Annotated in this window: 12 protein-coding genes; 9 read left to right on the forward strand and 3 right to left on the reverse strand. The window is 73.1% G+C overall.

Annotated features, from left to right (window positions below; translation table 11 throughout):
- The first annotated feature begins 2 nt into the window (after nt 1-2).
- From RBJ77_RS14795 to mgt, 3 genes are all read left to right on the forward strand, one after another.
- Nucleotides 3-1,292: an ABC transporter substrate-binding protein gene (locus RBJ77_RS14795; protein ID WP_372345442.1), complete on the forward strand. Its 1,290-nt coding sequence runs from the start codon at nt 3-5 to the stop codon at nt 1,290-1,292.
- A gap of 51 nt (nt 1,293-1,343) precedes the next feature.
- Nucleotides 1,344-2,345, forward strand: coding sequence for a helix-turn-helix transcriptional regulator (locus RBJ77_RS14800; protein WP_372345443.1), 1,002 nt, complete (start codon nt 1,344-1,346; stop codon nt 2,343-2,345).
- Nucleotides 2,346-2,579: 234 nt separating this feature from the next.
- Nucleotides 2,580-3,812 (forward strand): macrolide-inactivating glycosyltransferase, encoded by a 1,233-nt coding sequence (gene mgt, locus RBJ77_RS14805; RefSeq protein WP_372345444.1) that lies wholly within the window; start codon nt 2,580-2,582, stop codon nt 3,810-3,812.
- A gap of 167 nt (nt 3,813-3,979) precedes the next feature.
- On the opposite strand, the gene RBJ77_RS14810 is transcribed toward mgt, so the two are convergent.
- Complete coding sequence (locus RBJ77_RS14810) at nt 3,980-6,256, reverse strand: MMPL family transporter (RefSeq protein ID WP_372345445.1); 2,277 nt, start codon at nt 6,254-6,256, stop codon at nt 3,980-3,982.
- A gap of 369 nt (nt 6,257-6,625) precedes the next feature.
- On the opposite strand from RBJ77_RS14810, the gene RBJ77_RS14815 reads away from it, so the two are divergent.
- Together RBJ77_RS14815 and RBJ77_RS14820 are read left to right on the forward strand one after the other, a co-directional pair.
- Entirely contained in the window at nt 6,626-7,834 is a 1,209-nt protein-coding gene (locus RBJ77_RS14815; protein ID WP_372345446.1) for a S8 family peptidase, read from the forward strand.
- Nucleotides 7,835-7,907: 73 nt separating this feature from the next.
- Nucleotides 7,908-8,465, forward strand: a complete 558-nt coding sequence (locus RBJ77_RS14820; RefSeq protein ID WP_372345447.1) for a DUF1697 domain-containing protein — start codon at nt 7,908-7,910, stop codon at nt 8,463-8,465.
- Here the strand turns inward: RBJ77_RS14820 and RBJ77_RS14825 are convergent.
- Entirely contained in the window at nt 8,449-9,315 is an 867-nt protein-coding gene (locus RBJ77_RS14825; protein WP_372345448.1) for an aldo/keto reductase, read from the reverse strand. The two genes, RBJ77_RS14820 and RBJ77_RS14825, sit on opposite strands and share 17 nt — an antisense overlap.
- Nucleotides 9,316-9,366: 51 nt before the next feature.
- On the opposite strand from RBJ77_RS14825, the gene RBJ77_RS14830 reads away from it, so the two are divergent.
- Together RBJ77_RS14830 and RBJ77_RS14835 are read left to right on the forward strand one after the other, a co-directional pair.
- Nucleotides 9,367-10,392, forward strand: a complete 1,026-nt coding sequence (locus RBJ77_RS14830; protein ID WP_372345449.1) for a ketopantoate reductase family protein — start codon at nt 9,367-9,369, stop codon at nt 10,390-10,392.
- A 328-nt stretch (nt 10,393-10,720) separates the two neighbouring features.
- Nucleotides 10,721-11,302, forward strand: coding sequence for a TIGR03086 family metal-binding protein (locus RBJ77_RS14835; RefSeq protein ID WP_372345450.1), 582 nt, complete (start codon nt 10,721-10,723; stop codon nt 11,300-11,302).
- Between the two features lie 20 nt (nt 11,303-11,322).
- Here the strand turns inward: RBJ77_RS14835 and RBJ77_RS14840 are convergent, their stop codons facing one another.
- Nucleotides 11,323-12,597 carry an MFS transporter gene (locus RBJ77_RS14840; protein WP_372345451.1) on the reverse strand — a complete coding sequence of 425 codons (1,275 nt, stop codon included), beginning with the start codon at nt 12,595-12,597 and terminating at the stop codon, nt 11,323-11,325.
- A gap of 85 nt (nt 12,598-12,682) precedes the next feature.
- On the opposite strand from RBJ77_RS14840, the gene RBJ77_RS14845 reads away from it, so the two are divergent.
- Both RBJ77_RS14845 and RBJ77_RS14850 read left to right on the forward strand, forming a co-directional pair.
- Nucleotides 12,683-13,666: a helix-turn-helix domain-containing protein gene (locus tag RBJ77_RS14845; protein WP_372345452.1), complete on the forward strand. Its 984-nt coding sequence runs from the start codon at nt 12,683-12,685 to the stop codon at nt 13,664-13,666.
- Between the two features lie 49 nt (nt 13,667-13,715).
- The coding region (locus RBJ77_RS14850) for a hypothetical protein (protein ID WP_372345453.1) at nt 13,716-14,060 on the forward strand (345 nt) is incomplete at its 3' end.

Below are 14,060 nucleotides of genomic sequence, written 5' to 3' on the forward strand. Positions count from 1 at the left end.
CCATGCGGACAAGGAAGCTGGCGACGGCCCTCGCCGCCGTGACCGCGCTGCTCCTCGGCGCCGGATGCTCCTCGGGGCCGCAGGAGCCGGACGGCGTCGTCACCCTCGAATTCCAGTCCCTCGCCTGGCAGAAGGAGTCCGTCGACGCCAACAAGCAGCTGGTGAAGGAGTGGAACGCACGGCACCCCGACATCCGGGTGAAGTACGTCCAGGGCAGCTGGGACAGCGTCCACGACCAGCTCCTCACCTCCTTCGAGGGCGGCGAGGCGCCGGACATCATCCACGACGCGTCCGACGACCTGGCCGACTTCGCGTACGGCGGCTACCTCGCCGATCTGCGCGGCCTGCTCCCCGCCCGCCTCACGTCCGACATCCCGCGGCAGAGCTGGCGGACCGCGACCTTCGGGACGGGGGTCTACGGCGTCCCGTTCCTCCAGGAGCCGCGCGTGCTGATCGCCAACGCCACGTGGCTGAAGAAGTCCGGCGTGCGCGTGCCGACCCCGGACGAGCCGTGGACCTGGGAGGAGTTCCGGCGGATCACGAAGGAGCTGAGCGGCGACGGGAAGTACGGCGTCGCCTGGCCGCTGAAGGAGCCCGTGTCGGCGACGCTCAACCTGTCCCTGTCGACCGGCGGCCTGGTGTTCCACCGCGGCGCCGACGGAAAGACCGGGATCCGCTTCGACGCGGCGGACCAGATCGTGCCCCGCACCGTCCACGACCAGGTGAACGTCGACCACAGCGCGTCCGGCACCACCCTCGGCATGGGCGGCTCCGACACGCTCCCCGGCTTCTTCGCCGGGAAGTACGCGATGGTGCCGCTCGGCTTCTCCTACCGGCAGCAGATCGTGCAGCAGGCGCCCAAGGGCTTCGACTGGCAGGTGCTGCCCGCACCGGCAGGCGCCGACGGACTCGCCCAGGGCGTCAGCCCGCAGACCCTGTCCATCGCCGAGGACAGCCCGCACAAGAAGGAGGCGGCCCGGTTCCTCGACTTCCTGCTCCAGCCGCGCAACATGGTGCGCCTCGCCCTCGGCGACTGGATGCTGCCGACCGGCACCCAGGCCCTGAAGGACCCGGCGCTGCGCACCACCGAGCACGACTGGGCGACGGGCACCGCCCTCGCGTCCCGGCTCCGCTCGGCGCCCGCCCAGTCCGTGCGCGGCTACCCGGAATGGAAGGACAAGGTGGCCACACCCGCCTTCCAGGAGTACTACAGCGGCGCCATCGGCCTGCGCGAACTGCGCCGCCGCCTGGTCACCGACGGCAACCTGGTGCTCAAGCGGTACCAGAGGTAGTCCGGGCGGTACCAGTGGTCAAGTCGCCCACCTGCCCGGGGAATCGGTGGGATGGTGGGAGTCCGAAAGGGCTGCGAGGTCGTCATGGACGCGATGCTCTTCGAAAGCAGCGACCTGGACAGGGCCGAGGACTTCTTCAGCCGCGCCTACACCAGGCTGCGCATCGGCAGCCGCACCCCGGCCGGCGGGCTCGCCCGGTTCACCCGGCACACGCTGGGCTCGCTCGCGGTGGACGCGCTGGCGGTGGACTTCGACCTGAGCTACTCCCTCGACCCCCTCCACCGGATCTGTCTCGGCGTCGTCCACGAGGGCGCCGTCCACGACCACCGGTTCGGGGACGTCGAGGACGACTTCGGCCCCGGCGACGTGGTGTCCTTCGCCCCGCCCGAGCTGCCGTACTCCGGCGTCATCCACCGGGCCCGCTACAACGTGGTCACGTTCGACCCGGCGCTGCTCACCCAGGTCGCCGCGGCCACCCCGTACGCCAGGCCGGGCCCGGTGCGGCTGACCGGGCACCGCCCGCACTCGCCCGGCGGGGCGCACGTCCTGCACGCGGCCATTGACTACCTGCGCGACCACGTGCTCCCCGACCCCGCCATCGCCGACCAGCCGCTCGTGGTGTCCACGGCCCAGCAGCACCTGGCGGCGGTCGTCCTCGCGACCTTCCCCAACACGGCGCTCACCGAACCGGGCGGCACCGACCGGGCGGACGCCCACTCCGTGACGCTGCGGCGCGCCGTGGCCTTCATCGACGACCACGCCGACCGGCCGATCACCCTCGCCGACATCGCCGAGGCCACCCACGTCAGCATCCGTACGCTGCAGTACGCCTTCCGGCGGCAGCTGAACACGACACCGCTCGGTTATCTGCGGCACGTCCGGCTGACCCATGCGCACCGGGACCTGCTGCGGGCCGACCCGCGCGGCGGCTCGACCGTCACGGACATCGCCGCCCGCTGGGGCTTCGTCTACCCGGGCCGTTTCTCCGCCCTGTACCGCACCGCGTACGGCCGGCGCCCGCGCGAGAGCCTGCTGTCCCGGGAAGCCGCCTGACGGCGCGTTCGTTTTCCGCACACCGCGGGCGAACTCTGCGCCCGCTGTGCTGTCCCCGGCCCGCGCCGGTCCGCACACTCGTCGCATCTCCGTCACCCCCACCGCTTCGGCCCAGACCCCGCCGATGCGCCTGACGGAGAGCCGGGGGGCCGCGGCACCCCTCCGGCCTCCCGGTCCGGGCGCGGCGGCACCTTCGGTTTGCACGAGACGTCTCGTCTCGCCTACGGTGAACGCATGACGCACCCGGAAGCCCCGCACCACGGCCGTCCCGCCCACATCGCCATGTTCTCCATCGCGGCCCACGGGCACGTGAACCCGAGCCTCGAAGTGATCCGGGAGCTCGTCGCCCGCGGCCACCGCGTCACGTACGCGATCCCGCACCTCTTCGAGGAGAAGATCGCCGAGACCGGTGCCGAGCCGGTCCTCTACCGCACCACGCTGCCCGGCCCCGACGACGACCCGGAGGCCTGGGGGAGCACGCTCCTCGACAACGTCGAGCCGTTCCTGGACGACGCGATCCAGGCGCTCCCGCAGCTCATCGAGGCGTACGAGGGCGAGGGCGGCGCGGGCGTGCCCGACCTCGTGCTGCACGACATCACCTCGTACCCGGCGGGCGTCCTGGCCCACCGCTGGGGCGTGCCCGCGATCACGCTCTCGCCGAACCTCGTCGCCTGGGAGGGCTACGAGGAGGAGGTCGCGAAACCGATGTGGGCCGAGCCCCGTGCGACGCCGCGCGGCGCGGCGTACTTCGCGAAGTTCGACGCGTGGCTGAAGGAGTACGGCGTCCCGAAGAGCGCCGACGAGTTCTGGGGCCGCTACGACCGCACCCTCGTCCTCATCCCCAAGGCCCTCCAGCCCCACGCCGACCGGGTCGACGAGCGGCGGAACACCTTCGTCGGCGCCTGCCAGGGCGACCGCGGCGCACAGGGCGACTGGGCGCGGCCGGCCGGTGCCGAGCGCGTGCTGCTCGTCTCGCTCGGCTCCTCCTTCACCAAGCAGCCGGAGTTCTACCGGGAGTGCGTGAAGGCGTTCGGCGATCTGCCGGGCTGGCACGTCGTGCTCCAGGTCGGCAGCCACGTGACCGCGGACGACCTCGGGGAGGTGCCCGCGAACATCGACGTCCGGTCGTGGGTGCCGCAGTTGGCGATCCTGAAGCAGGCCGACGCCTTCATCACGCACGCCGGCGCCGGCGGCAGCCAGGAAGGGCTCGCCACCGCCACGCCGATGGTCGCCGTCCCGCAGGCCGTCGACCAGTTCGGCAACGCCGACCTGCTCCAGGGCCTCGGCGTCGCCCGGCACGTGCCCAAGGAGGAGGCGACCGCCGAGACGCTGCGCGCCGCGGTGCTCGCGCTCGTCGACGACCCCGAGGTGGCGCGCCGCCTCGCCGCGCTCCGGCGGGACATGGCGGGCGAGGGCGGCACGCGGCGGGCCGCCGACCTCGTCGAGGCCGAACTGCCCCGGAGGTAGGGGCGGTCACGGGCGGGAGGCGGTGCCGATCCGCGCCCGGTGGACGATCGCCCCCGCGGTCTCCGCCGGGCGGGTCGTGACGCGCCGGCCCGGAGACGTGCGGGAGGGCCCGCCGGTTCCCGTCGGAACCGGCGGGCCCTCCCGCACCGCCTGTCACCGGCCACGGTTCACGGGGAGACGCGCACCGCCCCCTCGTCGGATCCCGTCCGCGGCGCGTCGGGCGCGACCTCGTCGTGCGTCAGGTCGGGCATCCGGCGCAGCCACTTCGGCAGGTACCAGTTGCGCTCCCCGAGCAGGGCCATCACGGCCGGCAGCAGCACGCCCCGGATCACGGTCGCGTCGATCAGGATGGCCGCGGCGAGGCCCACGCCCATCTGCTTGAACGACTGCATCGACAGCGTGCCGAAGATCGAGAAGACGGCGACCATGATGACGGCCGCGCTGGTGACCACGCCCGCCGTCGTGACGACGCCGTGCCGGATCGCGTCGTGGTTCGAACGGCCCTGGAGCCGCGCCTCCTTGATCCGCGACACCACGAACACGTGATAGTCCATCGAGAGGCCGAAGAGGATGACGAAGAGGAACAGCGGCAGCCAGGAGATGATCGCGCCGACCCCCTCCGCGCCCACCAGCGAGGCGCCCCAGCCGTTCTGGAAGACGGCCACGAGGATCCCGTAGGCGGCGCCCACGCTCAGCAGGTTGAGCGCGATCGACGTGATCGCGACGGTCAGCGAGCGGAACGAGAGCAGCATCAGCAGGAAGGCGAAGACGACCACGAAGACGAAGACCGGGACGACCGAGCCGACGATCTGGTCGTTGAAGTCCTTCGACCCCGCGACCTGCCCGGTGATCGGCGCCTCGACGCCGTCGACCGTGCCCAGGGTGTCAGGACGGACCCGGTCCCGCAGCAGCGCCAGGCTCTTCTCCGCCCTGCCCTGGTCGGAGCCGCCCACCAGCGGCACGTCGATGAACGCCACGTTCTGTCCGCGGTGCACCGTCACCTCGACGGGACCGCGCGACGCGCCCGAACTCACCGCCTGCGCACGGAAGTCGGCGATGGCGTCGCGGACCGCGGCGGCGTTGATGTCGTCCGCCTTCACCACGACCTCGGCCGGATCCGAGCCCCCGGGGAACGCCGCGTTGACCCGGTCGTAGGTCTGCACGATCGGCAGCGAGTCGCCGAACTCCTGGTCCAGGGTGAGGTTCTGCGTCTTCATGCCGAGGGCGGGCGCGGCGATGGCCAGCAGCGCGCCGACGGCGACGACGACGGAGACGGCGGGCCGGGCCAGCACGACGGTCAGGACGCGCTGCCAGAAGCGGCTGCCGTCGTTGCCGTTGCCGCCGTTCCTGCGCCTGGTCGGGTGCAGGAAGGGGATGCGGCCCTTCTCCACGCGCTCGCCGAGCAGCGAGAGCAGCGCGGGCAGCACCGTCACGGAGCCCACCATCGCGACCGCCACCACCATCAGCGAGGCGAGGCCCATCGCCTGGAACTCGGCGAGACCGGTGAACATCATGCCCGCCATCGCCACGCACACCGTGACGCCGGAGACGATGATCGCCCGGCCGCTGGTGGCCGCGGCGACCCGCAGGGCGGTCTTCGGGTCGTGGCCCTTCATCCGCTCCTCGCGCTCGCGGCGCAGATAAAACAGGCAGTAGTCGACGCCGACCGCCAACCCCACCAGGAGCATCACCGAGTTGGCCGTCTCGCTCATCGGCTGGAGATGGCTGACCACGCCCATCAGGCCCATGGTCGCCATGATCGCCGTGATGGCGAGGGCCACCGGCAGCAGCGCGGCGACGAGCGCGCCGAACGCGATCAGCAGGATGCCGAGCGCCACCGGCACCGCCGAGTACTCGGCGCGCTGGAAGTCGTCACCGAAGGCGTCGTCGAACGTCTTGCCCATGCTGGCGCCGCCGATCTCCTCGATCCGCAGCGCGTCGTGGTCGTCGGCGACGCCCTCGACCGCCTTCAGGACCGGCTCGATCCGGTCGGACGCCGTGTCCGGGTCGCCGCGCACGTCGAACTGGACGAGCGCCGTGCGGCCGTCCTCGGAGACGGTCTGTGCCCCGGCCGCGTAGGGCGAGCGCACGTTCGTCACCGCGCCGGTGCCCTGCACCGCCGCGACCACGTCGGCCACGGCCTTCTTGAACTCGGGCGCGGTGGCCGTCAGCCGGCCGTCCTTTGCCTGGACGAGCACGGTCTCGCCCGCCGGCTCGTCGATCCCCGCGTCGTCCACGATGCGGGCGGCCCGGCCGGTCTCGCCGCTGAGCTGGTCGCCGTCCGACACGTCCACGCGTCCGGCCGCCGAGCCGAGGCCCATCGCCAGGACGACGAACAGCACCCAGATCCCCACCGCCGCCCAGCGGTGCCGGACGCTCCATCCGCCGGCCCGGGCCGCGAAGCCGCGCACCCGCCGGTCCCGGCCTTCCCCGTTCCTCGCCATGAGGTCACCTCCGGATTCGAAGGTATGGGCGGGATAAGGCCGGTTCGTCGTGCTGCTCGACGACGTGCGGACGGCCGTCTCGACGCACAGGATGACCGACGCCCCTTACATCTATGAGGGGTTGAGCCGGCGGACCGGTCAGGTGGATCTGTCCGGTTTGTTATTACAGAACCTTGTTGAACAAGTCACAGGTGTATGTAGGTCTTGATCTGGTCGCGTCAATCGGTCAGGGTTTCGTCTCAACCCCCGGACATCTTCCGGAGATTGCCGGAGGCCACGTGAAATTACGCGCCCCCACGCGCGTAGAAGTCACGTAGTAGTCGTTGAACTCTCCACAACCCCCCACACACCGCGAGGAGTTCACTCTTCATGGCACTTCACAAGCGTGCGCGTTCGATGAAGCTCACCGCCGCGATAGCCACGGCCGCGACCGCCGTCGGCGTCACCGTTCTCACCGGCGGATTCGCCGGCGCCGCCGCACCCGCCGAGGGCAAGGTGTACGGCCTCGACGCCAAGGGCGCCGTCTCCGGCAGCTACATCGTGCTGCTCGACCAGAAGACCGGCACCACCGCGAAGAAGGGGCTCGCCAAGGAGTACGGCGGCACCCTCAAGCGCAACTACAAGTCGGCCGTCAACGGCTTCTCGGTGAGCGGCCTCTCGGAGACCGAGGCCAAGCAGCTCGCCGCGGACAAGTCCGTCGCCAAGGTCGTCCAGAACAAGAAGTTCCACATCGACGCCACCCAGGACAACCCGCCGTCCTGGGGCCTGGACCGCATCGACCAGGCGGAGACCGCGGGCGACGGCAAGTACACCTACCCCGACACCGCGGGCGAGGGCGTCACCGCGTACGTCATCGACACCGGGGTCCGCACCACGCACAAGGACTTCGGCGGCCGCGCCTCGTCCGGCTTCGACGCCGTCGACAACGACGACAGCGCCGACGACGGCAACGGGCACGGCACGCACGTCGCCGGCACCATCGCCGGTGACGCGCACGGCGTCGCCAAGAAGGCGAAGATCGTCGCCGTCCGCGTCCTCGACGACCAGGGCTCCGGCACCACCGAGCAGGTCGTCGCGGGCATCGACTGGGTCACCCAGAACCACCAGGGTCCCTCCGTCGCCAACATGTCGCTCGGCGGCGGCGTGGACGAGGCGCTCGACGCGGCCGTCCAGAAGTCCATCGCGTCCGGCGTCACCTACGCGGTGGCGGCGGGCAACGAGTCGGCCGACGCCTCCTCGTCGAGCCCGGCCCGGGTCCCCGAGGCCATCACGGTCGCCTCCTCCACCAAGGACGACGAGCAGTCGGACTTCTCCAACTTCGGCTCCGTCGTGGACATCTACGCCCCCGGCTCGGACATCACGTCCGACTGGAACACCGGCGACGACGCCACCAACACCATCTCCGGTACGTCGATGGCCACGCCGCACGTCGTGGGCGCCGCCGCCGTCTACCTGGGCGGGCACCCGGACGCGGCCCCGGCCGACGTCGCCAAGGCGCTCACCGACGGGGCCACCCCCGACGCCATCAAGAACGCGTCGGACGGCACCGCGAACAAGCTCCTGAAGATCGTCGAGTAACCACCGCGATCACCGAGCCGGCGGCCGCCGCGCCCACCCCCACGGGGCGCGGCGGCCGTCCTATCGTGTGCGGATGACGACGACCGAGCGATACGCGGCGCTGCTGCGCGGCATCAACGTGGGCGGCAACAAGAAGGTCCCGATGGCCCGGCTGCGGCCGGTCGTGGAGCGGCTGGGCTGCACCGACGTCCGGACCTACCTGCAGAGCGGCAACGTCACCTTCGCCGCGGACTCGGGCGACGAGACGTCCTGGGCGCGGGACATCGAGGCGGCCGTCGCGGCGGAGTTCGGCTTCGCCGTGGACGTCGTCGTGCGGGACCACGCCTACCTCAGGGCGGTCATGGAGGCGTGCCCGTTCCCCGCCGCCGAACTGCAGGGCAAGCAACTGCACGTCACGTACTTCTCGGAACCGGTCACCGAGGAACGCTTCGCCGCCGTGGACCCCGCGGCGTACGCGCCCGAGGACTATCGCCTCGGCGACCGCGTCCTCTACCTCTACGCGCCCGACGGCCTCGGCACCTCGAAGCTCGGCGCCCAGCTGTCGCGTCCCGCGCTCAGCAAGGGGCTGATCGCGACGAGCCGGAACTGGAACACCGTGGTGAAGCTGGTGGAGCTCACCGGCGGTCCGTGAGCGCGTCAAGACGGGCCAGGTCGTCCGCGGTGAGCCGCACGTCGGCCGCCGCGAGGTTCTCCTCCAGGTGCGCCACCGATCCCGTGCCCGGCGTCGGACACAGCACGGGGGAGTGGTGCAGCAGCCAGGCGAGCGCGATCTGGGACGGGGTCGCGCCGTGCGCCCCGGCGATCTCGGCGCACACCGGGTTGTCGGGCAGCGTGCCGTTGCCCAGCGGGAACCACGGCAGGAACGCGATCCCGCGCTCCTCGCACAGCTTCAGCAGCGGCTCCGAGACCCGGTCCAGGACGTTGTAGCGGTTCTGCACGGAGACGATCGGCACGATGTCCAGGTCGAGCGCGGCCCGCAACTGCTCCGCCGTGACGGAGTCGAGGCCGACGTGCCGGACCTTGCCCGCGTCCCTCAACTCCGCGAGCACGCCCAGCTGTTCGGCCAGGGAGACGTCCGGGTCGAGGCGGTGCAGCTGGTACAGGTCGATCCGCTCGACCCGCAGCCGGCGCAGGCTCGCCTCGCACATCGCCCGCAGCTGCTCGGGCCGTCCCGCGACGTGCCACGCCTCCGCCGACGTGCGCACGACCCCGCCCTTGGTGGCGATCACCAGGTCCTCCGCGTACGGATGCAGTGCCGCCGCGACCCGCTCCTCGGCCACCCCAGGACCGTAGTTGTCGGCGGTGTCGACGAGCGTCACGCCCAGCTCCACCGCCCGCCGCAGCACCGCCGTCGCGTTGCCGTCGGACCCGCGCGGCCCCCAGGCGCCACGCCCCGTCAGATGCACGGTGCCGTAGCCGAGACGGCGCACGGGCAGGTCGGAACCGAGGCGGAAGACGGGCGGGGCAGCGGTGTCGGTCATGGCCCGACGGTAACCGATGCGTCCTGCACCCATCTGTGAAAGGGTCGCCGCATGCGTTACGTCATCATCGGGGCAGGGGCGGTCGGCGGGGCCGTCGGGGGACGGCTCGCCCAGGGCGGCCGCGAGGTCGTGCTCGTGGCACGGGGCAAGCAGTACGAGGCGCTGCGCGAGCACGGGCTCGTGCTGCAGACGCCGGACGGGGCGCACACCCACCGCCTGCCCGTCGTGAACGGGCCCGAGGCCCTCGGCGTGCTGCGCGCCGACGACGTCCTCGTCCTCTCCGTGAAGACCCAGGACAGCGCCGCCGCGCTCGCCGCGTGGGGGCCGCGCCCGGTCGACGGCGGCGGCACCGCGGCGGAGCGGCTGCCCCTGGTGTGCGCGCAGAACGGGGTGGAGAGCGAGCGGCTCGCCCTGCGCACCTTCCAGCGCGTGTACGCGATGTGCGTGTGGCTGCCCGCCGCGTTCGTCGAGCCGGGCGTCGTCCGCGCCGACGGCACCCCGCTCACCGGCATCCTGCACCTCGGGCGCTACCCGGCGGGCGCCGACGACACCGCCCGGGAGATCGCCGCCGACCTGGAGCGGTGCCGGCTCGACGCCCCGGTCGTCGCCGACGCGATGCGCTGGAAGTACGCCAAGCTCCTGGCCAACCTGGCCAACTCGATCGAGGCGGTCGCCGGGGTGCTCACCAGCGAGGAGGGCATCGCGCTGTTCCGCCGGGCCCGCGCCGAGGGCGAGGCGGTCCTGGCCGCGGCCGGGATCGCGTACACCTCCCCGGAGGAGGAGCAGCGGGTGCGGGCCGACAAGATCCGCTTCGAGCCGTTCGACGGGTCCCCGCGCGGCGGCGGCTCCTCCTGGCAGTCCCTCCAGCGCGGCGCCGGCACCATCGAGGCCGACTACCTCAACGGCGAGATCGCCCTGCTGGGACGGTTGCACGGGGTGCCTACGCCGGTCAACGACGTCCTCCAGGAGCGGGCGAACGAGGCCGCGCGGGAAGGGCGTCCGCCCGGGGCGACCTCGGTCGCCGACCTGGTCGCGGCAGTCGACGCCCGCGTCGCCCGCACCGAGTCCACCAACTGACCCTGCCGCGTGCCGACCGCGGGCCGGTGGGGCTGCTCGCGCAGTTCCCCGCGCCCCTGAGCGTCTGCCGGGTGGCGGCCGGTTCTTCGAGCGCGGGTTCGTCGTGGTTGCTCGCGCAGTTCCCCGCGCCCCTGGAAGGCATGCGCTGCGCGCAGCCTTCCCCCGTCGGGGAGAGGCCGCCCGAAGGGCGCGCCTCTCAGGGGCGCGGGGAACTGCGCGACCAGCCCCCACCGGACCCGCAGATCGACGCCCGCGTCGCCCCCGCCGCAGCTGACAGTGTCGCGTTTGTTCAAGAGGGGCGGGTGCGGTCGCCCGTAGCGTCTGGGGCATGGAACCGCGCCGTGAGAACGTCCAGCCCTGTCTGATCGAATGCGCCGCAGAGGCAGCCCGCGTGGCCTCCGGCGTCAAGCCCGACCAGCTCGACGCGCCGTCGCGCTGCGCCGACTGGGACGTGCGCACCCTCGTCAACCACTGGGTCCTGTACGGCGCCCACGGCCTGGAGCACCGGGCCCGCCGCGTCCAGTTGCCCGACGAACTGACCGGCCGGGACTTCACCGCCGACCCCGGGTGGGCGGACGGCTTCGCCGACGGGCTCGACCGGGCCGTCGCCGCCTGGGCGGAGCCGGCCGCGTGGGAGGGCGAGGTGGACCTCGGGTTCGCCGCGCAGCCCGCCCCCGAGGTCGCCGCGCTGCTGCTGCTCGAACTCGCCCTGCACGGCTGGGACGTGGCCGCCGCCACCGGCCAGGAGTTCCGCGTCTCGGACGACGCGGGACGGCTGCTGCTGGCCGTGGTCACCGCGAACGCCGAGACGTACCGGCAGTACGAGGGGTTCGCCGCCGCCACCGAACTGCCGGACGGGGCGGACGAGTTCGCGCGGGCACTGGCCCTCAGCGGACGCGACCCGCGCTGAGCGAGCCGGTCCCGGCACCCTCACTCGCCGCGCCACTCCGCGTCCCGGCGCGCCCACCGCACGGCGGGGCCGACCCCGAGTCCGGCCCCGACGAACAGCACGCCGAGCACGGCCCACCCCGTGGTGCCGTGCTCGATGGCGGTGGCGGTCACCAGGGCGGGCGCGGCCATCGTCGCCGCGGCCTGGCCCGAGTTGAACACGCCCTGGTAGACGCCCTGCGCCCGGGAGTCGGCCAGCCCGTAGCCGACCGTCCAGCCGCCCGCGGCCGACAGCACCTCGGCGAGGACCTGCACCACCGCCCCGGCCACCAGGACCACCGCCGCCCACAGCGGTGAGAGGCCCGCCGTGCACGCGAAGACCGCACAGGACAGCGCGAGCAGCAGACCCGAGCGGCGCATCGCCTTCACCGCGCCCGGCAGGTCCTCCACCCCGCGGGTCGCCCGCACCTGGAGCAGCGCCACCAGCACGCAGTTGAGGACCATCACCAGCGCCGCCGACCAGCGCGGCGCCTCGGTGTTCTGCACGATCCACAGCGGCAGGCCCACCTCCAGCAGGCCGTACTGCAGGGCCAGCAGGCCGTTGAGGAACGTGACCGCGAGGAACGGCAGATCGCGCACCGCCCGCCAGCGGCTGCCCGCGGGAGCGTCGGCGGCGGCCCGCTGCCCGGCCCCACCGGGCAGCCGGTGCACCAGCACCGCCGACCCGACGAACGTCAGCGCGTCGACGAGGATCAGCGCCGTGTACCCGGCCCGGCTGTCGAGCTGCAGCGCCAGCGCGCCGAACGCGCCGCCCACGCCCATGCCGACGTTGGTGACCATCCGCAGATGGGCCCGCCCCTCCACCCGCGCGCCCGCGGGCAGCACGTCGGCGTACAGCGCGTTGCGCACCCCCATGCTCGCCTGGCAGAGCGCCGCGTAGCAGATCGCCGTCGCGAGGAACGCGGTGTAGGAACCGACGACCGTGTACGCGGCCAGCGCCCCGCCGCACCCGATCCACAGCCCCGTGAGCACCGGCCGCCGCCCCCACCGGTCCGACGCCCGGCCGGCCGGCACCCCCGCCGCGATCCCGAACAGACCGGCCACGGTGAGCCCGACGCCCACCGACGTGGCGCTCAGCCCGATGACCCGGGTGAAGTACAGGACGCTGACCGGGAAGAAGAGCCCTCGTCCGAACGCGTTGAGGAGGGTGAACCGCGAGAGGCGCAGCAGCAGCGGATCGGTGGGCAGCATCCCGGCCAGGCGGGTGGTCCGCCCGGGCGGGACCGGGGGCAGCGGTGCGGTCGGCGTTGTGGTCATGCCCACTACGAAACGAGGTTCCGCCGCCCGTCGGCACTCCTTTAGCGTGGGGCTAAAGGGTGGGGCGCGTGCGGACCGGGGGTGGATGATGATCGAGTTCCGCTTCGTGGTGGGCGATCTCGCCCGCACCTCGTTCGCCTACTCGCCTTTTCAGGAGGCGGTGTACTCGCTGCGCACCTGGCGCGACCCCGCCCGCTATCCGCACCAGCGGCCCTGGCTGCGCCGCCTCGCCCCGGCCTTCGCGCGCCTGGACACCGAGCTGCTGACCGGCCTGATCGCGCCGAGCCTGTGGATCCCGGACTTCCTCACCCCGCGCCCGGACCGGCCGCGCCCCGGCTTCGAGCGGCAGCTCGACGAGCTGTCCCGCACCGATCCGGCGCTGCTGGCGGGCGAGTTCACCGCCGCGTACGGCCGCGCGCCGCTGCCGCCCGTCGTACGGGACGGGCTCGCCGACCCCGCCGCCTTCCTCGACCGCATCTGCCACGCCCTGGCCGCCTACTGGCACAGCTGCCTCGCCCCCGACTGGTGGCCGCGCGCCCACACGATCCTGGAGGCCGACCTCGCGCACCGCGGCAAGGTGCTCGCCGAGGAGGGCGCGCGCGGCCTCTTCGCGAGCCTCGACCCGAGGCTGACCTTCAACGGCGAGGTGCTGACCCTCGTCAAGAAGCTCGACCGGCACCCGTGGCCGAAGGCGGACATCCGCATCGGCGGCCGGGGACTCGTCGTCCTGCCGACGCTCTTCGCGGCCGGCGCGCACACCTCGATCGACTACACGCTGCCGCCGATGCTCGTCTACCCCGCGCGGGGCCGCGGCACGATCTCCGAGACGCCGCCCCCGGTCACCGACGAGGCCCTGACCCGGCTGCTCGGCGCCGCCCGCGCCCGCCTCCTGCACCTGCTCGGCGAACCGGCGTCCACGACGGAGCTCGCCCACCTCCTCGCCGTCACCCCGGGCGCGGTGAGCCAGCACCTCGCGGTCCTGTACGACGCGGGGCTGCTGACCCGCGCCAGGAGCGGCCGGAGCGTGCGGTACGTGCGCAGTGAGCTGGGGGAGCGGCTGTGCGGCTGAGGGGCCGGCCGGGGCCCGATTGTCAGACCCCGTCGCTACGTTCGTGACCATGACGTCGAACGAACTGTCGCCGCACGTACGCCGGTTGCGGGCGGCCCTGAGCGGGCCGCCGCCGTCCGACCCGCGGTTCCTGCCCGGGCCCGACGACGTGCGGGCGCTCACCCCGCGCGAGCTCGGGTCGCTGCTGCCGCTCGCGCACCGGGTGATCGCCGAGCGGCCCGAGGACGGGCCCGACCCCGCGGGCCCGCGCGACGCCGTGGTGCGCCTCGCCCGGCAGGTGCAGTGGCACGGCGGGGCGCCCGAGTTCACGGCGGAGGCCTGCGCCGAGCTGTTCGCCGTGCTCGCGAAGACGCCCCGCCCGCCGGACGTGGACCTCGCCGCCGCCGTCCTGGCG

The organism is Streptomyces sp. KL116D, assembly GCF_030766975.1.
In the GTDB taxonomy this organism is placed as follows: domain Bacteria; phylum Actinomycetota; class Actinomycetes; order Streptomycetales; family Streptomycetaceae; genus Streptomyces; species Streptomyces longispororuber_A.